The organism is Shinella lacus (assembly GCF_010994755.1).
GTDB lineage: Bacteria > Pseudomonadota > Alphaproteobacteria > Rhizobiales > Rhizobiaceae > Shinella > Shinella lacus.
Map to the genome: position 1 here is coordinate 606316 of NZ_WHSB02000001.1, position 22084 is coordinate 628399.

General features: G+C 63.2%; 19 protein-coding genes. 7 read left to right on the plus strand and 12 right to left on the minus strand.

Features of this window, described 5'->3' with window-relative positions:
- Positions 1–101: 101 nt before the first annotated feature.
- Entirely contained in the window at positions 102–1334 is a 1233-nt protein-coding gene (locus GB927_RS02795) for a polysaccharide pyruvyl transferase family protein (RefSeq protein ID WP_256115033.1), read from the minus strand.
- A gap of 340 nt (positions 1335–1674) precedes the next feature.
- Here GB927_RS02795 and GB927_RS02800 point away from each other — a divergent pair, with 340 nt between their 5' ends.
- Together GB927_RS02800 and GB927_RS02805 are read left to right on the plus strand one after the other, a co-directional pair.
- Positions 1675–3159, plus strand: coding sequence for an oligosaccharide flippase family protein (locus GB927_RS02800; RefSeq protein WP_256115034.1), 1485 nt, complete (start codon positions 1675–1677; stop codon positions 3157–3159).
- A 13-nt stretch (positions 3160–3172) separates the two neighbouring features.
- Positions 3173–4156, plus strand: a complete 984-nt coding sequence (locus GB927_RS02805) for a glycosyltransferase family A protein (protein WP_256115412.1) — start codon at positions 3173–3175, stop codon at positions 4154–4156.
- 23 nt (positions 4157–4179) lie between these two features.
- Here the strand turns inward: GB927_RS02805 and GB927_RS02810 are convergent, their stop codons facing one another.
- The 8 genes from GB927_RS02810 to GB927_RS02845 all read right to left on the minus strand — a co-directional run bounded on the left by GB927_RS02810 (position 4180) and on the right by GB927_RS02845 (position 12609).
- Complete coding sequence (locus GB927_RS02810; protein WP_256115035.1) at positions 4180–5043, minus strand: class I SAM-dependent methyltransferase; 864 nt, start codon at positions 5041–5043, stop codon at positions 4180–4182.
- Between the two features lie 270 nt (positions 5044–5313).
- Entirely contained in the window at positions 5314–6375 is a 1062-nt protein-coding gene (locus GB927_RS02815) for an aldo/keto reductase (protein WP_256115036.1), read from the minus strand.
- Positions 6376–6497: 122 nt separating this feature from the next.
- Positions 6498–7523 carry an L-glyceraldehyde 3-phosphate reductase gene (gene mgrA / locus GB927_RS02820; protein ID WP_256115037.1) on the minus strand — a complete coding sequence of 342 codons (1026 nt, stop codon included), beginning with the start codon at positions 7521–7523 and terminating at the stop codon, positions 6498–6500.
- Between the two features lie 117 nt (positions 7524–7640).
- Positions 7641–8561, minus strand: coding sequence for a LysR family transcriptional regulator (locus GB927_RS02825; RefSeq protein WP_256115038.1), 921 nt, complete (start codon positions 8559–8561; stop codon positions 7641–7643).
- Between the two features lie 52 nt (positions 8562–8613).
- Positions 8614–9471 (minus strand): ABC transporter permease, encoded by an 858-nt coding sequence (locus GB927_RS02830; protein ID WP_256115039.1) that lies wholly within the window; start codon positions 9469–9471, stop codon positions 8614–8616.
- Positions 9468–10349: an ABC transporter permease gene (locus GB927_RS02835; protein WP_256115040.1), complete on the minus strand. Its 882-nt coding sequence runs from the start codon at positions 10347–10349 to the stop codon at positions 9468–9470. Before GB927_RS02835 ends, GB927_RS02830 begins: the two co-directional genes overlap by 4 nt.
- Entirely contained in the window at positions 10342–11412 is a 1071-nt protein-coding gene (locus GB927_RS02840) for an ABC transporter ATP-binding protein (protein WP_256115042.1), read from the minus strand. Before GB927_RS02840 ends, GB927_RS02835 begins: the two co-directional genes overlap by 8 nt.
- Positions 11413–11481: 69 nt before the next feature.
- Positions 11482–12609 (minus strand): extracellular solute-binding protein, encoded by a 1128-nt coding sequence (locus GB927_RS02845; protein WP_256115043.1) that lies wholly within the window; start codon positions 12607–12609, stop codon positions 11482–11484.
- A gap of 242 nt (positions 12610–12851) precedes the next feature.
- On the opposite strand from GB927_RS02845, the gene GB927_RS02850 reads away from it, so the two are divergent.
- Positions 12852–13781, plus strand: coding sequence for a sugar phosphate isomerase/epimerase family protein (locus GB927_RS02850; protein WP_256115044.1), 930 nt, complete (start codon positions 12852–12854; stop codon positions 13779–13781).
- A gap of 22 nt (positions 13782–13803) precedes the next feature.
- Here GB927_RS02850 and GB927_RS02855 read toward each other — a convergent pair whose 3' ends face one another.
- Positions 13804–14802 carry a GlxA family transcriptional regulator gene (locus tag GB927_RS02855; RefSeq protein ID WP_256115045.1) on the minus strand — a complete coding sequence of 333 codons (999 nt, stop codon included), beginning with the start codon at positions 14800–14802 and terminating at the stop codon, positions 13804–13806.
- A 106-nt stretch (positions 14803–14908) separates the two neighbouring features.
- Between GB927_RS02855 and GB927_RS02860 the strand changes: the two genes are divergently transcribed.
- Together GB927_RS02860 and GB927_RS02865 are read left to right on the plus strand one after the other, a co-directional pair.
- Positions 14909–15550: an HD domain-containing protein gene (locus GB927_RS02860; protein WP_256115046.1), complete on the plus strand. Its 642-nt coding sequence runs from the start codon at positions 14909–14911 to the stop codon at positions 15548–15550.
- 129 nt (positions 15551–15679) lie between these two features.
- Positions 15680–17185, plus strand: a complete 1506-nt coding sequence (locus GB927_RS02865) for a S10 family peptidase (protein WP_256115048.1) — start codon at positions 15680–15682, stop codon at positions 17183–17185.
- A 4-nt stretch (positions 17186–17189) separates the two neighbouring features.
- On the opposite strand, the gene GB927_RS02870 is transcribed toward GB927_RS02865, so the two are convergent.
- Both GB927_RS02870 and GB927_RS02875 read right to left on the minus strand, forming a co-directional pair.
- Positions 17190–17780, minus strand: a complete 591-nt coding sequence (locus tag GB927_RS02870) for a 3'-5' exonuclease (RefSeq protein WP_256115049.1) — start codon at positions 17778–17780, stop codon at positions 17190–17192.
- A gap of 64 nt (positions 17781–17844) precedes the next feature.
- Entirely contained in the window at positions 17845–19053 is a 1209-nt protein-coding gene (locus GB927_RS02875) for an ROK family transcriptional regulator (RefSeq protein WP_256115050.1), read from the minus strand.
- A gap of 158 nt (positions 19054–19211) precedes the next feature.
- On the opposite strand from GB927_RS02875, the gene GB927_RS02880 reads away from it, so the two are divergent.
- Positions 19212–20765, plus strand: coding sequence for an FGGY-family carbohydrate kinase (locus tag GB927_RS02880; protein ID WP_256115051.1), 1554 nt, complete (start codon positions 19212–19214; stop codon positions 20763–20765).
- Positions 20766–20935: 170 nt separating this feature from the next.
- The gene (locus GB927_RS02885) at positions 20936–21949 is read left to right on the plus strand and encodes a substrate-binding domain-containing protein (RefSeq protein WP_256115052.1); all 1014 of its coding nucleotides are present in this window, start codon (positions 20936–20938) and stop codon (positions 21947–21949) included.
- Positions 21950–22084: the final 135 nt, after the last annotated feature.

Sequence of the window (22084 nt, forward strand, 5' to 3'; positions counted from 1 at the left end):
AAAACCCCAGGTACGGTCTCGGCGAATGACGGAGATGGAATCCACCTTTGAGGGAACCCATCTACCGCTTTTGGATGAAGAAGCGGCCGCGACGATGGCTGTCAACCAACCGTCGCGTGGGAAATGTAAACGGGCTTGAGCCCGCCAAGGCGATCAGCGAGGATATTCTCCTGCGCCGTCAATCGCTGGCGGAAGTCGGCGTTTGCGCCGAGTATCTGGCTGCGAATGGCCACTCGATCGTCGAACATCCGCTGGAACTGCCGCTTCAAGAGTTCGAGGTCGAGATCCTCGATATGCTGGCAAAAATCCCCCAGGCCCATTTCATCCATCAGGGCCTGGTTCTTTTGTGAATATTCGATCGAAATCGCGGGACGACCGAGCTTCAGAGCACTGACCAGATTGTGATAGCGCGTCACGACGACGGCGCTGGTCTGGTTGATCTCGTCCATCAGGCCACGCAGATCAATGGTTCGCACCGCCTTGACGCGTTCCTGCCCGGAATGGGTTATTGCGTCGGACGACGCTATGCGTTTGCGCAGGTCCTCCACGGCCGGCCAATCCCCGACATCCCCCGTCAGAAGCCGGATATCGTAGCCCTGGTCGAGCAGCCAGGCGATGAATGCCTCGAGTTTTTGCAGGTATGTCTGGTAGATGGCCGCGCCGTTCACATTTGCCTTGAGCCAACCGAAATAGGACATGACGCCCACGCCGACGACACGAAGGTCGTTGGCAGGATAACGCTCCGAGCCGGCTGGCAGGCTGAAGACGATGTCCGGATATACACGGTCGTCGCTGACATCCAGGCCGAGACTTTGCATGAATTGTCGCGAATTCTTGTCGCGATAGGACCGGTAGCTCGCCATGCGCGCCACGCTGACCAGAAAGAACCGGCTGAGCGGATGCCGGATAGGCCCCGCCCCGATGCTGACCAGGAAAATCTTCCGGCGCCAGATCCAGGCGGCCAGGCACCATTTGAAGGCCATGAACGGCCAGCCGAAAGGGTTGTCCTGAAAGTCGTCCAGAAAGCCCGTTCCCGGCACGACCAGGATATCCACGGTGCGGGCGGATCGAAACGCGTACCACATGCCCATGATCCGGCGCGGAAGATGCCAAAGGAGGGCGTCCATCCAGCGGGATATCGACGTCGCAAAACCGGCGGGGCTGCTTTCAATGGAGGAAACGCCGTGATCCCGCGCCACGGCTTCGGGATTTGGGCAAATGCAGGTTATGGAATCGTCGGGGCGAAAACGGCGCAGGAAAATCAGCATCGAATCCAGGGATGCATCGTTACCGCTGTTGCCGCATCCAAAGAGCCCGAAAAGCCCGATTTTCATGCCGACCTCCAAGCGGAACGACAAACTCGCCATTGCGGTCGGCAAGCCCGTTCGTGGCGCGCAACACCTCGTATAATGAGGCTTTGCTGAAATGACTACCTGTCCTTTCGGCGCATGGCCGGGCGCCTAGGATGGTATCGGGAGAGTTGGCGTCCAATGCGCCATAACCCGTTGATTCTGTGTCCCTACAGGCGACGATTTCGTACGAGGCGGCTGACCGGACGACTATTACCCCTACTCCCTATGGCCGCGTTCCCGTTATGACCAGTTCATATACTCTGGCACGCTCGCAGCCATTGAGGGCCTTGCAAGAATGATACGTGTTCGCAGCGCATTTCTGATGGCGACGCTTGGGCAGTATCTCGCGCTGGTGGTCAGCTTTGTCACCATAGCCGTCGTGTCCCACCTGATGACGCCGGCCGAGATCGGTCTTTCGGTCATCGGCGCCAGTGCCATAACGATGATCTTCTCGCTCCGCGAATTCGCCACGTCCGACTTCCTGATTCAGCTCGATACCGTCGAAAACAATGACGTTCGGACCGCCATGACCGTGATGGTCATCCTGACTGTCTTTCTGTCCCTCGCCTTGCTCACGGCCCTTCCCGCACTTGTCAGTTTCTACAAGAGCGACGTGCTGAAGCCGTTCTTTCTGTTGATGATTCTGGCGGTGGCCATCGAAGGCCTCTCCTTTCCGGGGATGGCGCTTTTGCGGCGGGACATGCTGTTTGGCAAGGTCACGGTCATCAAGACCATCGCTGCAGTGGTCAATGCCGGGGTGACAATCCTGTTTGCCGTGCTCGACTGGAGCGTCGTCAGTTTCGCGCTGGGTGCGATCGCCGGTAGCGTCACGACGACAGGGCTGACACTGCTCACCCGAAAGGACTGGTGGAGTTTCAAGCCGTCGCTGAAGTCGCTTGCCGCCGTGAGCGAATTCGGGCGCTACAAAGGCGCCACGAACGTCGTCGACCGCTTCTATGATGCCCTTCCGCAAATCCTTCTCGGCAGCATCATGCCTTCGGCCGCTGTCGGCAAATACAGCCGGGCGGTCACCATTTCAGGCCTGGCGGATCGCCTGGTCCTGTCGGCGGTCTTCACGGTGGCTTTTCCGGCGCTGGCAGCCGCGGTACGAGAGAAGGTCGACATTCGACAGTCGTATTTGCGCGCTATCAGCTTCATTACCGTCGTCTACTGGCCGGCACTGCTCATGCTGGTCCTCCTGATCACACCCATCTCCGAGGTTCTCCTTGGTGCTGGCTGGGACGAGGTTATCCCGGTCGCCCGTCTTTTGGCCCTGTCGGCCGTCTTCTGGTTTCCCGTTGTGCTGACCTATCCGGTGCTGATCGGGCTCGGCGCCAACCGTTCGGCCTTCACCTTCAACATCGTGTCGCGCTCCCTGTCTGCGATCATCATCTGCGGTGCCGGTTTCTTCGGCCTTATGGCGATCGCCTACAGCCAGTTCATCGCCCTGCCCATGCAGATGCTGCTCGCGCTGATCTATGTGCGCCGTCACGCCTACTTCGCCTGGTCGGAATTGTTCGCGGTCCTGTGGCCGAGTTTCGTGGTTTCGCTCGCGACCATATCCGGCCCCGTCATCCTCATCGCCTGTCTTGGGTTCCGGCTGAGTTTTTCAGGCGCGGAGGCGATCTACATCAGTTTTCTGGGCGCCGTCGGCTGGTTTGCAGGCATCCTGCTGACGGCCCATCCCTTCCGCGACGAGATCCTGGCGGCGATGGGAGATGGCAGTCGATGGCTGCGCGCATGGTCGCCGTCGTCTTTGCGAAGTGCGCCTTCGGAGGTTGGCGAGCGCACCAGCATAGGAGGGTAGAGCCGTGGCACGCATGGACATAGCGATACCGAACTATAACTACGGCCGTTTCCTGCACGATTGCATCGCAAGCGTCTACCGGCAGGACATCGAAGAGATTCGCATCCTCATCATCGACAATGCCTCCACGGATGACAGTGTCGCAATAGCGCGCGACCTGGCGGCCAAAGATCCAAGGATCGAATTGTGCCTGCGTCCGGAAAACCTCGGCCAGCACGCTTCCTTCAACACCGCCGTCGATTGGGCACAGTCGGACTATTTCGTCATCCTCTGCTCCGACGACTACCTGCCGGACGGCGCGCTGGGCCGGGCGGTCGCGGCACTGGATCGACATCCCGAGGCCCATCTGGCGTTTGGCGACACGCTTTTCCTTGAAGATGGCGCAACGCCCCCGCCCGGTGACAGGGGAACGCTGCAGGCGGACGAGCGCGTGTGGAGTGGCGAGAACTTTCTTCGAGCCTCGTGCGAGAGAGGACGCAATCTCATCGGCGGCCCGATGGCGGTGGTGCGGACAAGCGTCCAGAAGCGGGCGGGGCATTTTCGACGGGACCTGCCGCACACGGACGACATGGAAATGTGGCTGCGCTTCGCGGCCATGGGCCCCGTCGTCGAGATCAACCATGTGCAAAGCATCGTGCGCATCCACGGCTCGAACCAGTCTGCCGTCGTATCGAACGTGCATCATTGGAACGTCGCGTCGGAGGCGGCGTTCGAGGCCTTCTTCTCGGGTTTCGGTCGCAGCCTGCCGCAAGCGCGAGACCTTCTCGCGCTTGCCCGGCGAAGCCTCAGCGACCGGGCTTACTGGTGCGCCGTCTCGCATGTCCTGCGTGGAGAACCAGGCGTATGGGATCTCGCCAGATATGCTGTGAAGCTTCGACCGACGAGCGCCGTCTTTCCGCCTCTCGGTTACGCCTGGCGCAAGGCGGACCTATGGCAGCGGATGGCGGCCATGCTGCCCGGCAAATCACGCTTTCATGCTCAACAAACCGAGCCTTGATCGATCCACTTCAAACTTGGGCGCTATGCATAACGGCGCCACGCGCTGCCGCTCGCGTCCGCCTCCATTTGACCGGCCTCTGCCGTCTCGCTGGCAGCCGGCCCGGTCTTCTCAAGGATAAAGTAGGCATAACGTTCGTCGTCAATAAGATCGTCCTTGGGCCGAAGGGAAACGTATCTCGGCGTAAATGCGGCCGTTTCCGCTCGGCGCCAAAAATCATCGATCGGATAGGTCGTCATGTTCGCCAGGTTTCTGCGATATCCCCACTTGCGCGATTGTGTACGGCGTTCATGGGTTTGATATTTTATCTGGATGATCGCAAACCCGCCTGGCCGCAAAAGCTTGTGCGCCAGATGCAGGATACGCTGGCCGTATTCCTGGGACGGAAGCAGTTCGAAAACATAGGTGCAGAGAAAGACGTCAGCCGTTGCGATGAGATGTTCGGCTGATTTTTCCGGCTCTGAGACATCGACCAGCAGCCGCGAAAAATTGTCCTGCCCGACGCTTCGCAACACGTTTTCGCACTCATCGAGAGACGCGCTCGACACATCGACGCCAACGAATGACTTGGCAAGCGGCGCGAAATGCACCGCGTTCGCGCCGCCCCCGCATCCCCATTCGATGATCCGCTCCAAGGGAGCCGACTGGCCGCGAATTTTCATGTGTTCCCGGAGAAGCTGAACATGGGGCCTCCCAAGCTCCGACCAGACTTCTTCGCGAATCCCGCCCTCACCCTTCCAGTGCGAATTCGAGTGAAACGCCGTTTGAGCCGGGTCCTCCCAGTATTTTTGCGCTTCGTTGGCGAGGCTGAGGTCTGACGGCGACCTGGGGAGGCGCTCAAGCAGCTGATAACCCGCACGTCGAAGCGCTCGAAATATCTGTCTCATCTGGCATCCTTTCTGCAACGAAACCGCGGCGCCCATTGATGGGCATCCGGTCGCCTCCCTTCAGGCAGAGGACCAGCCTAATCCCCTGCAAATGCCGGTAAAGATGGACAAAATAGAAAGCCACCGGGGTCTCTAAGCCAAAAGGTGGTGCCGTAATAGGGAAACGCACGCCTCGGCACAGCGTTCGGGCATGGCACAACGCATTCACGGCGCAAACGCGCCGTGAACGAGAGTGAGGATGTAGGTTGATCGCGGATTAGACGCTTCGCCTCAGGCGTCCTTCAGATAGGGGCCGATGAGAGCGAGATCGGCATCGCTCAGGCGATCGTTTGCCGTATTCCTCTGGTGCCAGTAGGGATACTGAAGCCAGGGCTGGCTGATCTTGTCGAGCTTCGTGCGCTCTTCATCCGTCAGCTTCAGCTCGGCGGACGCAAGGTTGTCCTTGAACTGCGCTTCCGTGCGGCCGCCGATAATGACCGAGGTCACGCCCTTGCTGCCGATCAGCCAGGCGAGTGCCACCTGCGCCGCGGAGACCCCGCGACCGTCGGCAATCTCCACCAGCGTCTCGACGATATCCCAGAGCCGGTTTTCGTCGCGGATCGGCGGTTCGGTCCAGCCGGCGAACTGGCGCGTGCCTTCGGGCGCCGCCTGATCGCGGCGATGTTTACCGGACAGGAGGCCGCCGGCGATCGGGCTCCAGACGAGGATGCCCAAGCCCTGGTCGATGCTGATCGGAACGAGCTCGTTCTCGGCATCGCGGGTTTCCAGCGTGTAGTGGATCTGCTGGCTGACGAAGCGCTGGTAGCGTTCGCGCTCAGAAACACCCAGCGCCTTCATGATGTGCCAGCCCGAGAAATTCGAGCAGCCGATATAGCGCACCTTGCCCTGGCGCACGAGCGTATCGAGCGCCTCCATGGTCTCTTCGAGCGGTGTCTGACCGTCCCATTCATGCACCTGGTAGAGGTCGATCACGTCCGTCTTCATGCGCTTCAGGCTGGCCTCGCAGGCGGCGATCAGATGCTGGCGCGACAGGCCACTCTGGTTCGGCCCGTCGCCCATCGGAAAGCGGGCCTTGGTGGCGATCAACACGCCGTTCTTGCGCGGGCCGCCGATGATCTCGCCGAGGATTTCCTCGCAGACGCCCTGGGAATAGGCATCCGCTGTGTCGATCAGGTTGACCCCGGCATCGAGGCATATATCGACGAGACGGCGGGCGTCATTGACGCCCAGATCCCCCACGGTCTTCGCCCAGCCGACGCCGCCGAAGGTCATCGTGCCCATGGTGATCGTCGAAACCTTGAGGCCAGAGCGGCCCAGCAAACGGTATTCCATCGTTGCGCTCCTTGAGTGAGTCGGGCTGCGCTTGCGAAAGGTTCGGCAAAACGCAGCGTCTTGGGGTTGTCAGAGCAGTCCATTCGCAAATGTATCGGTGAAGCCCGGCGAAGAAAACCGGATCAGACCTCGCCTGCGACACCGCGCCAGAGATCAATGCCGCCTTCGGTGGCGTGGGTGTCGATCTCCTTCAATTCCTCGTCGGAGAAGGCCAAGTTGTCGAGCGCATCGAGCGAATCGTCAAGCTGCGCGACGTTGCGCGCGCCGATCAAGGCGGACGTCACGCGCGCATCGCGCAGGACCCAGGCGATCGCCATCTGCGCCAACGACTGGCCGCGCCGCTTGGCGATCTCGTTGAGCGCACGCACGCGGGAAAGATTGTCGTCGCTGAGCAGTTTTTCGTTGAACGACCCGCCCCGCGCCGCCCGGGCATCCTGCGGAACGCCGCCGAGATATTTGGAGGTCAGCAGGCCCTGCGCCAGCGGCGAAAAGGCGATGCAGCCGACACCGAGCTCGCCGAGCGTATCGAGAAGCCCCTCCTCGATCCAGCGATTGAGCATGGAATAGGACGGCTGGTGGATGAGAAGCGGCACGCCTTCGGCGCGAAGAATGCGTGCGGCTTCACGCGTGCGCTCCGGGCCGTAGGAAGACAGGCCGACATAGAGCGCCTTGCCCTGGCGCACCATCTGCACGAGCGCGGCCATGGTTTCCTCCAGCGGCACGTCCAGCGTGGGGCGGTGGGAGTAGAAGATATCGACATAGTCGAGCCCCATCCGCTGAAGGCTCTGGTCGAGCGATGCCAGGAGATGCTTGCGCGAACCGCCACGGCCATAGGGACCGTCCCACATGTCCCAACCGGCCTTGGACGAGATGACGAGCTCGTCGCGATGGTGCTGGAAATCCTTGTTCAGGATGAGGCCGAAATTCTCCTCTGCCGAGCCATAGGGCGGGCCGTAATTGTTGGCGAGGTCGAAATGCGTGACGCCACGGTCGAAGGCCCGGCGGATGACGCTGCGGCCCGTCTCGAAGACATCGGCGCCACCGAAATTCTGCCAGAGACCAAGCGAGATCGGCGGAAGCTTGAGACCGGAACGACCGGTGCGGCGATAGTCGATGCCGTCATAGCGGCCCGGATTGGCGAGATACATGGTCGTCTCCATTGCAGTACGGCCGGTGTGAAAAGCTTCCGGCTGCTCGACGGCATGGATACGCGCCAGCGATCATTGAATCAATCACCGTCAATTCAACGGATCATTGATCTCAACTCAATGATCGCGCCGCTGCGCTTCCCGAATGCAGTGGATCAGCATCTGCAGGCCATAGGGTAGCTGCCGACGGCTCGAATAGTAGAAGGCCAGCGGCGGACCGACAGACGACCATTCCGGCAGCACGAGTTCCAGGCGACCGGCATGCAGATGCCGCTGGACCAGCCTCTCCAGGCAATAGGCGATGCCCACCCCCGAAAGTGCGGCCGAGATAGAAATGTCGGTGGAACCGGAAATGAGGGAGCCCGGCACATCGATCTGGCGCCGCTCGTCACCCCGGTCGAACTCCCAATGATAGATCTGCCCTCGCCCCGTTCGAATGCGCACACAGTTGTGAGACAGGAGATCGTCGGGATTCAAGGGCCGTCCACAGCGGTCCAGATAGGCGGGCGAGGCGACGGCGACCCAGCTCAGCGGCTCCGTCACCGAAACGGCGATCATGTCTTCCGGAATGGTCCCGGCATATCGGAGGCCGGCGTCAAAACCTTCCGCTGTGACATCGACGAAATAGTCGTCGGAGGCGACTTCCAGCTCGATGTTCGGAAACCGTTCGCGAAACAGCGGCAGGACGGGCGAGAGCAGCAGATCGACGGCATCGCGCAGCACATTGATGCGAACGCTGCCAGAGATGCCGCGAAACTGTCCCTGAAGCTCTTCGAGACCCGTATGGATGAGATCGAGGCCGGCCGCGACCTTCTCGGCCAGCGCAGACCCGGCGGCCGTCGGCGAAACGCTCCTGCTCGTGCGATTGAGGAGTCGGACACCAAGGCGCGCCTCAAGTGCCTTCATGCGGTGGCTCAGGGCCGAAACCGAGATTTCGAGCTGATCAGCCGCCTTGCGGAAGCTTCTGTGCCGGACGATCTGGAGGAAGACAGCCAGATCGGAAAGCTCATTTCGGTTGGAGACCATGTTCACCGCCACCCCATCGCTCCCCGTCATAGGGGGAGCGCCGTAGCACGTCAAACAGGGCTCGTTAGGGCTTGGCAGTTCGTTGAGACGACCTGCGGCTGAGCTCGAAGGCGACGGCCGCGATGACCGTCAGCGCGATCAGGACTAGCCCGAGGGCGTTGACGGCCGGGGTCAGGCCGGTACGGACCTTCGTCGCGATATAGACCGTCAAGGGTGTCTCCGTGCCACGCACGAACAGCGTGGTGTTGTAGTTCTCGAAGGATTGCAGGAAGGCGATGAAGGTGGCCGCCAGAAGCGACGGCTTGAGATAGGGCAGCAGGATTCGGCGAAACACCATGAGCCGCGAGGCGCCGAGGCCGATGGCGGCGTCCTCCAGCGTCCGGTCGAACCTTTGCAGCCGGGCCGCCACCATCAGCATGACATAGGCGGTGATGAAGCTCGCCTGCGCCAGCACAATCAACAGCGTACCGCCGCCGACGCCCGCCTGCCGCCAGAGAACGAGCGTGGCGATGCCGATGGCGACGCCGGGCGTGAGGAGCGGCGAGACCATCAGTGCATAGAAGAAGCTGCGGGAACGATCCTGGAGGCTGTTGAGGAACAGCGCCGCCGCCGTGCCGATCGGCAGCGATATGGCGATGACGCCGAGGCCGATGAAGATCGACAGGCGAAGGGCCTTCCACATCGCCTGGTCGGCCCACAATGCGGCGAACCAGTCGAGCGTGGTGCCGAGCCAGGGCGTGACCGTGGGGAATTTGCTCGCATTGAAGGTAGCCAGGCCCATGACCACCAGAGGCAGGAACAGGTAGAGGAAGAACAGCGCCATGTAGACGGCGAAAATGATGCGCGGCAGGGCGGCCAGGATGCTGGCAAACGCCGTGTTGCTTCGCGGTGGCTTTGCCGCGCCTTCGAGGGTCATGGTCATTTCGCTACATCCGCAAGGTTTACCTTGAAAATCCGCAGGGTCGCCATCACCACCACCATGCAGAGCGTCAGCAGCACCAGCGCATAGGCCGCACCCCGGTTCCAGTTGCCGCCCTCGAAGAACCAGTTGTAGATGACCTCGGTGAACCAGCGGCTGCCGGGAGCGCCAAGCAGCGCCGGCGCGACATAGCTGCCGGCCGCCAGCATGAAGGTGAACACGCAACCGGTCGCAATGCCGGCCTTCGCATGGGGAATGACGATCCGGCGATGGATCTGGATCGTCGAGGCGCCAAGGTTGCGCGCCGCTTCGATCTGCGCGGAATCCAGCGTGGAAATCGAGTTATACACCGGAAACAGCATGAACAGGATGTAGGCATAGACCATGCCCGCCAGCACGCCGGCATCGCCGAACCAGCGCATCGGCGTATCGAGAATGCCGAGCCCGACAAGGACGACGTTGAGCGGCCCGTTGAAGGCAAGGAGGATATACCAGGCGAGCGTGCGCAGCACCTCGTTGATCCAGAACGGGATGATCAGCGCTACCGTTACCCAGGCAACCGCGCGGTGCGTCGCCACCTTGGCGAGCCAGAACGCCATCGGATAGGTGACGACAAGCGTCGTCAGCATGACGAGCGCGCTCGCCCAGATCGTCTTGAAGAAGATGGCGCGGTGCACCGGATCGGCAAACAGCGCGCTGAAATTCACCAGCGTATAGTGATCATCCGGGCCACCGATCTGCGCGGGCGTCAGGTTCGGGCGCAGCGAAAAGTCGAGCATCATCAGGTTGGGCGCGAGCACCATGCCCACGAGCCAGACGGCAACGCCGAGGAGGATGAGGCTGCCGAGGCCGGGGCCGAAGCGCTTGACAAGACTATGCATGGGCGAGGACCAGCGCCTGCGCGGGCTCGAAGGATAGCCGCACGCGCGCGCCAGCCGGCGGCGCATCGGTGAGGCGGTGGTGCGGCAGCGCCGCCATCACAGGCTGGCCGCCCTCTGTGCGGGCATGCAGCATCGCCGTCGCGCCTTCGAATTCGAGCTGTTCGGCAAGTGCGTCGAGGCCGTTGCCGCCCGCCCCGGTGCCAAGCGATATCGCCTCGGGACGAACATAGACCGTAGCGGCATCCCCCGCCTTCAGGCCCGCAGCACCGCGGCCGAGGAAAGTGCCGTGCTCCGTCTCGACGACCGCCAGTCCATCGGCGATCCGCTCGACCTTGCCGGAAAACGCATTCGTCTCCCCGACGAACCTGGCGACGAAGGCGGTGCGTGGGTTGGCGTAGAGCTCGCGCGGCGTTGCCACCTGCTGCAGGATGCCGGCGCTCATGACGGCGACGCGATCGGACATGGCAAGAGCCTCCGACTGGTCATGCGTGATGTAGATGAAGGTGACGCCGGTGCGTTTTTGCAGCGACCGAAGCTCCGAACGCATATGCTGGCGCAGTTTCAGGTCGAGGGCCGAAAGCGGCTCGTCGAGCAGCAGGACCTGCGGCTCCACGGCAAGCGCCCGCGCGATAGCGACGCGCTGCTTCTGCCCGCCGGAGAGTTCGTGCACCATGCGGTCGGCGTAGCCTGGAAGCGCGATCAGGTCGAGCAGCTCCTCGGCGCGCCGGCGCCGCGCCGCCTTTGGCACGCCCCGCACCTCCAGCCCGAAGGCGATATTTTCCCAGACCGGCATCAGCGGAAACAGCGCCAGCGACTGGAAGATCATCGAGGTCGGCCGCTGGTTGGCGCCAATGCCGACCATGTCGCGCCCGCCGATCAGGATGCGCCCCGCCGTCGGCTGCATGAAGCCCGCGATCAGCCGCAGGATCGTCGTCTTGCCGCAGCCCGAGGGGCCGAGAATGGAGAAGAACTCACCGCTCTCGACGGTGACGGAGAGCTTTTCGACCGCCCGGGTGATGCCGAAGGTCATTTCTATGTCGATCAGTTCGACGGAGCGGGTCATTGACGGCGTGATCCTTGAAACGCAACGGCGGGGTCATCGCCCCGCCGCTTTTATTGAGGTGAAAGCCGATCAGGCCGACAGGAACTTGTCCTGGTATTCGTTGCGCAGCGCGACGAACCAGTTGTCCTGCACCGGCCACCACCAGAGCTTTTCGAGGGCATCACCCGGATAGGCGGCCTTGAAGAAGGCCAGCGAGGCTTCCGACAGGAACTTTTCCGCGCCGACGGCCGTCGTGTTGATCGACGTGTGGTTGGCGTAGAGGGCGCCGGCTTCCGGGGTCAGCACCCAGTTCAGGAAGGCATAGGCCTGTTCGACATTGGCAGCGCCGACCGGGATCGAAACCCCTTCCATCCAGGTGAGTGCGCCTTCCTTCGGCGCGACGAAACCGATCGGCAGACCTTCCTTGGCGAGGCCGGCAGCGGACGAATCCCAGGTCTGGCCGATCGTCACGCCGTTGGCACGGAAGGCGCCCTGGGCTTCGTTCTCGTTCGACCAGAACTGGGCAATGTTGCCCTTGCGGGCGATGGCTTCGACCATGATGGCATCGTAGTTGGCGCGCATCGTGGCTTCGTCCTTGAAGCTGTCACGCATCGGCTTCGGCAGCTTGCCCTGCGCTTCCATCCAGAGGCCGAGGCCGACGAGGCCGGAATGGCCGCGAACGGTGGCCTTGCCGGCCATTTCCGGCTTCCAGATATCGCCGTAGGAGGCGGTGCCGTATTCGAGCGGCGATGTGTTCTTGTCGAAAGAGATCGCTTCCGTGCCCCAGTCGGTCGGCACCTGGTAGCGCTTGCCGCCGACAACGGCGCCAAGGGTTTCCGAGCCCTTCACGGCGCTCGTCAGGGCGCGGTCCCAGAGAACCTTGCTTTCGTCGATCGGCTGCACGAGGCCGAATTCGACATAGTTTGGAACGCGGTCGACGGCCGGCCAGATCACATCATAGCCGGTGCCGTTGCTGGCGCGCATCTGGTTGAGCAACTCGTCGTTCGTGCCGTAGGGCGTATAGACCGGCTTGATGCCCGTGTCCTTTTCGAAGGCGGCGAGCATGTCGTCGGAAATGTAGCCGGCCCAGGCGAAGATGTTGACGCTGCCCGAGGTGCCGGCGGCAAAACCGGTGCGCGAGACGAACGGCGCAGCAAGCGCAAAGCCCGCGGTCGCGGCGGCACCCTTCAGCAAGATACGGCGGCTAACATGTGTCATCGAAAACTCCTTGTGGCGACCACCATCGGCCCCTTGATGACCTCGCTCATAGGCGTGGCATATGACAGCCATGCGACCACTTCCGGCCGCGGCCACAAGAATGAAAGAGAAAAATGGAAAGCGGAAATTTCATAGAAATGTCATGCACTTGTCGGCCATCTGACATGGAGCCCCGCTAACGCAAGCCTTTCCGTCCGGCCACTCAGCCGGCGATTGTTTCCGGATGAAAAAGGTCTGCAAAAATGGTTTCCAGCGGCATCAAGCGCATCGGCATTTCCGCCCACAAAAGGGCTCACGATCTTTCGGATTTTGGCGCCGAACTGGACATGATCGAGGCGCTCGGCGTGGACTCCATCGAGATACCGACCTTCGATCTCGATCTGGTCGTCGGCGGAAAGGTCCGCAGGCCGCAGCTCGATGTCCTGCTGCGCGCCACCCGCGGCCGCAGCGTCGGCTATTCCGTTCACGGCCCGCTCGCGATCAATTTCATGGACGATGCCTGGCGGCTGCCGCGCCATTTCGACGTGCTGAAAGCCTCGCTGGACGTGGCCGCCGAAATCGGCGCCGAACATTACGTCATGCATTCCGGCCTGATGCCGCGCCAGCAGGCCACGGGAACCGAGGCCGCCTACGAGCGGCAGCGCGAGGCCCTGTCAAAGGCCGGCGACCTCGCCCGCCAGCACGGCCTTGTCGTCTGCGTCGAGACGCTGTTTGCCGACTTCAAGGGCGACGGCTACGCCTCCTCCCCCATGCGTCTCGCAAGGGAACTCGCCACCATCGCGCACGACCATGTCATGGCGACCATCGATTTCAGCCACTCCTACCTTAAGATGGATTTCGACGGAGACCGCGCGTCCTTCGTCGCCGAGATCGCCGCCCTGGCGCCCTACGCAAAACATCTCCACATCCACGACAGCTTCGGCCGGCAGGACGATATCTGGATGTACACGGAAGGCGAACGCCTCGCCTATGGCCACGGCGACCTGCATCTGCCGGTCGGCTGGGGCGACATTCCCTGGCAGGCCCTCATGGAGCAATGCGTCTTCCCCGAAGGCGTCGTCTTCAACATCGAGCTGAACCAGCGCTACTGGTACGCCGCCGCCGAATGTATCGAGGCGACGAGAGCGCTGGCGGCGATCGCGCAAACCGACCGGCGCGCCGCTGCGGCATAATTTCGGTTCGCCGGAACCGTTCTTATTTTCGACGAACGTCCGGCAATCCAGCAAGACCGGCGAAGCGCTTGCGATACTCCGCGGGCGTGACACCGACATGCCGCGCAAAGGCGCGGCGCAACGTATCGGCATCGGCAAAGCCGCAATGCACCGCGACCTGCTTCGGCGCCTCATGGCCCTGTTCCAGGAGGCGCCGCGCCGCATCGACGCGCGCTTCCTCCACCCAGACCGCCGGCGTGACGCCGACCTCGCGCCGGAAGAGGCGCGCAAAATGGCGCGGGCTGAGGCCCAAGCGCGTGCCGAGGCTCGCCACGCTGTGATCGAGCGCCGGATTGGCGGCAACCCAGCGCTGGAGTTCCTGAAGGGCCGCGCGGCCGGCCGGCGCGGCCGCGCCCTTGCGGCTGAACTGCATCTGCCCACCGGGCCGCTTGAAGAACATCACCAGCTGGCTCGCGACCCGCAAGGCGATCTCGCGGCCGAGATCCTCCTCGACCAAGGCCAGCGCCAGGTCGAGCCCGGCAGTGACGCCTGCGGCCGTGCGCACCGGCCCGTCGCTGATGTGGATCGCATCCTCCTCCACGGTGACGGCCGGGAATCGTGCGGCGAGTTGCTCGGCCACGGCCCAATGGGTGGTGACGCGCCGGCCATCGAGCAGGCCCGCCGCCGCGAGGAAGAAGGCGCCGCTGCACACGGAGCCGTAGCGCCGCACCGCGCCTGCGCGCTGGCGTAGCCAATCGAGGACGAGGCCATCCACCGGCATCTCCGCCATGTTCGGGCAACCGGCGACGAGAAGCGTATCGATCGGTTCGGCAAGGCCGCTGCCGATCACGCAATCCGGCAGCAATCGCACGCCGGAAGAGCTGCGCAGCGGCCCAGGCTCGCGCGCGGCAACGAGCAGCCGATAGGCTTCGTACCCCGCCTGGCTATTGGCCTCGGCAAAAACGTCCAGCGGGCCGGAGACGTCGAGAAGCTGCACGCCGGGCAGCGCCACCATCACGATCATTCTTGTCCTGTCTTTCATGCGTCCGTCTCGGCCGGGATTTGTCTCTTTTAGACGTACTACGTCAATTGCAGACAAACTAGCGCACTCCTATTCTCCGGGCGAGTTAAAAAAGCAGGAGAACATCATGCCCCATATCCCTGAAGCCGCTGCCATTCCCGACACGAAGCTGGCCAAGGCCATCACGGAATTCATCCGTGACACCGAGACGGACCTCCTCTTCAACCATTCCAGCCGCGTCTATCATTTCGGCGCGCTTGCCGGCGTCCACGGCAACCTGAAATTCGATCGCGAGCTGCTCTATGCCGGCGCGATGTTCCACGATATCGGCCTCATGCCGAGCCACAGCAGCAAGCACGAGCGCTTCGAGGTCGACGGCGCGCATGCCGCCCGCGATTTCCTGCGCAGCCACGGCATCCCGGAAGCGGACGCCTATACGGTCTGGACCGCCATCGCGCTGCACACCACGCCGGGCGTGCCGCACCACATGCATCCCGTCGTCGCGCTGGTGACGGCAGGGGTGGAGATGGATGTGCTCGGGCTCACCTACGATCAATATTCCGAAGCCGAGCGCACGGCCGTCGTCGGCGCTTTTCCGCGCACGCCAAAATTCAAGGAGGACATCATCCAGGCCTTCTACGACGGCATCAGGCACAAGCCCGAAACCACCTTCGGAAACGTCAAGGCCGACGTCATCGCCGACAAGGAACCGCATTTCCATCGCGGCAATTTCTGCAGCGTCATCCGCTGCTCGCATTGGCACGGTTGAGGCGACGACTCGATCCGATCAAGCGAAGTTGAACAGCCGTTTGCGGAAAGACGGGCCGACGCACCGTATAGTCTGCGCAAACCATGACCGCCGCGGAGATCACGCGCGGCGGCAAAAGGGAGAAAGCGTTTGTCCCATAGCCGGCTCGTCGTCGGGTTTTGCCTGTGCCTGGCCATCCTCACGGGCTCCGCCGTCGCCCAGACGCCGGACGCGGAGAGCCGGCAACAACCGGCCTCCGAGACGGGCATCTTCAGCCTGATTCCGGGCGATTCCGTCACGGAACACACGTTGCAGACACAGGACGGTCCGCTTTCCTATACCGCAACGGCCGGCACGCTCGACCTCTACGGGCAGGATGGCAACCGCACGGCGAAGGTCTTCTACACCGCCTATGTCGCCGGCAAGGGCGATCCGGCGCGCCCGATCACCTTTGCCTTCAATGGCGGGCCGGGCGCTGCCTCGGCCTATCTGCATCTCGGCCTCGTCGGGCCGAAAGTGCTGGAATTCGGCGAAAGCCGCGACGACGGCACGCGCCCGTCGCTCAAGGACAATCCGGACAGTTGGCTTGCTTTCACGGATCTCGTCCTGATCGATCCCGTGGGCACGGGCTGGAGCCGTGCCGCGAATGACGACGCGGCCGGCCAGTTCTATGGCGTGCGGCAGGATGCCGAGAGCCTCGCCAAGGTCATCACGCTCTACATGCAGAAGAACAGGCGCGTCGCCTCCCCCGCCTACCTGCTCGGGGAGAGCTATGGCGGGTTCCGTGCGGCGAAGGTGGCCGCGGCGCTGAAGGAGACACAGGGCATTCTCGTCTCCGGCGTCCTGATGGTCTCGCCGCTCATCGAAGGCCGCTTCCTCTTCGGCGCTGCGGATGATGCGCTGAACGCTGCGCTCCAGCTTCCCGCCCTTGCGGCGGCCGAGATGGAGCGGCGAAACGCCTTCGACATGGAAAAGCTTCGCGAAGCCGAGCGTTTCGCCATGACGGACTATCTCGTCACCCTTGCCGGCCCCTCCCCCTCCGGTCCGCAGGCGGATGCCTTCTACCAGCGTGTTGCAGACCTTACCGGAATAGCGAAGGTGGATGTCGCGCGGGCGCGTGGTTTCCTGGATGGTCTATATGCGAGGCTTGCGGGCGAAAGCGGACGTGTCGTCAGTCCCTATGACGCCGCCTATTCGGCGCCCGACGCCTATCCGGAATCGACCACGAGCCGCAATGACGACCCGATCCTCGACGGTTTCACCCGCGCCTATGGATCAGCCTTCGCAGCCTATGCCCGCGACGAACTCGGCTTTCAGTCCGACATGACCTATTCCCTGCTCAACACAGGCGTCAACCGCCGCTGGGAGTGGAACGACGGCAGGGGTGGCGACGGGCGGGCAAATGCCAGCGCCTCCGGCGACCTGCGCGATCTTCTCTCGACCATTCCGCGGTTCCGGCTGGCGATCTATCACGGCTATAGCGACGCGCTGACCCCTTACGGATCGAGCCGCTATGTGCTGGACCACCTCCCACCGGGCCTCGCGGCGGGACGCACCGAACTCAACATCTATCGTGGCGGGCACATGTTCTACGTCGACCCCGCCTCCCGGCGGCAGGTGAGGGAAGACGCCTGGAGATTCTACCGCCGCCCGTGATCGATCAGTTTTTCCGGCAGGTACAGGCCTGGTAGCCGGTGGCGAACAACCGGCCGGCCTTCATGCCGATTGCATCCGGCACATCCTGAATGCGCGCGACCCGAAGCGAGCGCGCGATCGCGATCGCCGCCTCGGCGCAGATCGCAGCGTCCTCTGCCGCGTTGTGGTGCGCAAAGGTCAGGCCGAGATGCGAGGCCAGGATGTTGAGCTTGTGCGACCCGAGATGCGGCCAGGCCTTCTGCGCCATTTTCACCGAGCAGAGATACTGGAGTTCGGGATAGCTCTGGGCATAAAGATCGAGGCAGGAGCGCCAGACACTGAAATCGAAGGCCGCGTTGTGCGCGATCATGGTCGCATCGCGAAAATCATCGACGAACTCGTCCATCACCTCGGGGAACTCGCCCGCATCCTCCACGTGTTCCGGCCGGATGCCGTGGATGGCGATGTTGAAGGACGAGAAGCGCATGGACTTCGGCCGGATCAGCCGCTCCTCGACGCGCACCACGCGGTTGTCCTCGATCCACGCCAGCCCGACGGAACACGCGGAGCCACGCTGTTCGTTGGCGGTTTCGAAATCGATCGCGATGGTTTTCAACACGGGCCTCGGCATAGGGAAACCACGTCTTTATCGCCACCACGCTGATTTGGCAAAGCGCCGCTTAAAGGGGCCTGGCGGCGAACCGTTCAAGCAGGCGGTCGACCTTCAGGGGCGCGAAAATGTCTTCCAGCAGCAGGTAGGCCGCGCCGAACAGGGCGCTGTCCTCCTGTGCGGTGGAAAGCACGATGGAGAGATCGCGTGTCGCCAGCGGAAGACAGCGCTGGTAGACGAGTTCGCGGATGCCCGACAGCAGGAAATCGCCCCCGCGCGCCAGCGTGCCGCCGATGACGATGAGGCTCGGATTGATGATGCTGACGGCATCGGAGATCACTTCGCCGATCGTCCGCCCGGCAGCGCGCAGCAGCATCAGCGCCTCGGGCTTGCGCTGTTCGACGAGGTCGATCACGTCGCGCGCCGTCTCGGCGTGGAAGCCGCGTGCGGAAAGGTCCCGGGCGATCGCCCAGCCGGCGGCGCGCGCCTCCACGCAGCCGAACTTGCCGCAACGGCACAGCGGCGCGTCGTCCGACAGGAACTGGATGTGGCCGATATCGCCGGCAGCGCCCTGCGCCCCGCGGAACATCCGCCCGCCGGCAATCATGCCGCTGCCGATGCCCGTACCCACCTTCACAAACAGCATATCGTCCACTGTCGGGAAACGCCGCTTGTGTTCGCAGATCGTCATGAGGTTCACGTCGTTCTCGACATAGACCGGCACGGCGAAACGCGTCTGCAACTGGCCGATGATGTCGAAATCGTCCCAGCCATTCAGTACCGAGGGACCGACGACGCAGCCGCGCTTGAAATCGACGGGCGTCGGCAGGCTGAGGCTGATGCCGAGGAAGAAGCCGTGGGTTTTTTCCGCCTCCGCCGCGAGCGCTTCGAACACATCCCCCACCTGCTGGAGCGTCGCCTCCGGCCCGCTGGTCACGGAAAAGGGCAGCGTTGCCTGGGCGATGATGGCGGGCGTCAGGTCCATGGCGGCGAGGTGGATGTGGGTTTCGCCGATATTGGCGACCAGCAGGAAGCCGCTTGCCGCATTGATGGCGAGAACCCGCGTCGGCCGTCCACCGCTCGGCAGGGTTTCCTCGGTCTCGCGCACCAGCCCGCTGGAAAGGAGCGCGTTCAACCGCTGCGTGACGGTGACACGCGAAAGGCCCGACGCCTGCAGCAGTTCGGCCCTCGACGACGCCTGGCCTGTCGCGATCAAGGAAAGAATGCCCCCCGCGCCGTCCAGCGTCGGCCCCTCATGCCCCTGCTCATGCCGTCCCATGCAAAACTCCTGTTGCCTCCTCGCTTTAGCGGCAAAGCACAGAGAGATAAAGCGGCAGTTTCCAATGTCGTCCGCACTTATGTAAAACATAATACATAAGATTGCGAATTATGTTTTATTTTGTATATATTCTCCCTGCGGCCAGACGGAGAAGCCCCTTGGACACCTACCTTATCGGATTGGATTACGGATCGGAATCGGCGCGGGGCGTGCTGATCGAGGTCGCGACCGGAAGGCAGGTGGCAAGCCATGTCCATGCCTACCGGCACGGTATTCTCACCCGTAACCTGCCGGATGGAACGCCGCTGCCGGCGGATTTCGCCTTGCAGAACGCCGACGACTATACGGAAGCGGCCTTCGAAATCCTATCAAGGCTCGGGCGGGACCGCACCGTCGAGGGCATCGGCATCGGCTTCACCGCCAGTTCTCCCCTGCCCGCCCGCGCCGATGGCGCGCCCCTTTCCCGCCTCCGCCCGTCCGATCCGCATGCCTATGTCAAGCTATGGAAGCACAATGCGCAAGCCTACGCCGACGCGATCAACGCCAGGCCTGCACCCTTTCTCGCCAATTTCGGCGGGCGGCTTTCCGGGGAGTGGCTGCTGGCCAAGGCCGCGCAGATCGCCGCGGAAGCCCCCGCCATCTGGGCCGAGACGGACCGCTTCATCGAGGGCGGCGACTGGCTCGTCTGGCAGCTCACCGGACGGGAGGCGCGCGGCCTCGGCTTTGCCGCCTACAAGGCGCAGTTTTCCGGCGATACGGGTTATCCGCAGGGCGTGGTGGCGGGCCTCGACCGGCGCCTTGCAACGCCACTCCCCGTCGGGTCTGCGGCCGGCCCGCTTTCGCCGCAATGGCGCGACCTCACCGGCATTCGTGGCCGCGCGACCGTCGCCGTCGCCGTCATCGATTCCCATGTGGTGCTGCCGGCGATCGGCGCCGTTTCGCCCGGCTGCTTCGTCGGCGCGCTCGGCACCTCGGCCGCCTATCTCTACCTCAGCGATATCCAGCGTCCTCTGCCGCCCGGCATCGAGGGCATGGCCTTCGACGGCTCGATGCGGCAGCTCTGGTGCTACGAGGCGGGTCAGCCGAGTTTTGGCGATACACTCGCCTGGTTCGTCACGACCTTCCCGCGCGGCAGCGACATGCAGGAGAGTTTTCGCGCTTACAACGAGGAGGCCGCCGCGCTTGCGCCCGCGGCCGGGCGGGTCGTCGCGCTCGACTGGTGGGGCGGCAACCGCGTTCCCTTTGCCGATGGCAATCTTTCCGGCCTGTTGGCCGGGCTGACACGGCAGACAACGGCGGCCGAAATCTATCTCGCCTTGCTGGAAGGCCTGTGTTTCGGTGCAAAAGCGATCTTCGACCTCTTCCCCGAGAGCGGGCTCGTGCCGGAGCGCGTGCTGATGGCAAGCGGCCTTGCCCGCGCCAATCCGCTGCTCATCCATATCCTGGCCGATGTGCTCGACCGACCCATCGACATTCCGGAGATCGCCAACGCGACGGCCGTCGGCGCCGCGATCCACGGCGCAGTCGCCGGCGGCACAGTCAGCACCTATGCGGAAGGTGCGGAGCGGTTTGGCACAAGGGACATCGGCCGCGTGCTGCCGCGTCCGGACCGGGTTCAGGCCTACCGCTCGGCCTACGCCGTCTATCGCGATCTCTCCCGCCAGAAACCCCTTCACGCCGCCATGCATGCGCTGCGCCGCCTGGAGAGTTGAACTGGCAAAACAAGGTCATAGCCATTTATGGACAAAAATATACAAAAGAGAAGTTATTACTATTTGACTTTATCCAAAAGGAGTGACCTAATCCAGCATGGCCTTTGAGGAGAGGCCGGCCCGCCCCAGAGCCAAAGGCTCGGCGGTATCGTAGATTTTGGGAGGTTTTCATGTCGTTTCATCGCATTCGCACGTCCGCACGTTCCAAAGCTCTCCAGGCCGGCATCAGCGCCCTCGGCCTGATGCTCGGTGTCGCCTTCGGCGCCGGCTCCGCCTCGGCGCAGGAGGTCATCGTTGGCCTCGTCACCAAGACGGAGGTCAACCCGTTCTTCGCCAAGATGCGCCAGGCCGCAGAGGCCCGCGCCAAGGAAAAGGGCGTGAAGCTGATCGCCCGCGCCGGCAAGTTCGACGGCGACAACGAAGGCCAGGTCGCCGCCATCGAGGACCTGATCAGCGCTGGCGCCAAGGGCATCCTGGTGACGCCGAACAACTCGTCGGGCATGCTCGACATCATCAAGAAGGCGCGCGAGGCCGGCGTTCTGGTGATCGCGCTCGACACGGCGACCGACCCCGCCGACGCGGTCGACGCCACCTTCGCCACCGACAATTTCGAGGCCGGCGTGCAGCAGGGCACCTATGCCCGCAAGGCGATGGGCGACACCAAGGCGGTCGTCGCCATGCTGGACGGCACGCCCGGCGGCACGGTCGATACCTTCCGCCATGACGGCTACCTGAAGGGCTTCGGCATCGCCGAGGGTGACCCGTCGATTGCCGGCGCCGCCATCACCAACGGCGCGCAGGACAAGGGCCAGGTCGGCATGGAGAACCTGCTCTCCAAGAACGGCGATATCAACGCCGTCTACACGATCAACGAGCCGGCGGCGGCCGGTGCCTATGCAGCGCTCAAATCCTTCGGCAAGGAAAGCGACGTGATGCTGACCTCCATCGACGGCGGCTGCGCGGGCGTGCGCGACGTCAAGGACGGCAAGATCGCCGCAACGGTCATGCAGTTCCCCTACAAGATGGCGTCCATGGGCATTGATGCCGTGGCGGAATATGCCGCGACCGGCAAGAAGCCGAGCGGCTTCGTCAATACCGGTTCCTTCCTGATCACCGACAAGCCCGTCGAGGGCCTGGAATCGAAGGATACGGCCTGGGGCCTGGAAAACTGCTGGGGCGATTGATCGCCCTTCTCCCGGCGGGATCACGCACGGTCCCGCGCCTCTTTTTTGGCGCGGCGACGTCGTGATCCCGATCGGGCGTCCACCGGTCACGGCGCGACGGCGCCACGGCAATCCGTCGGGGTGCGGCGCCCCCGA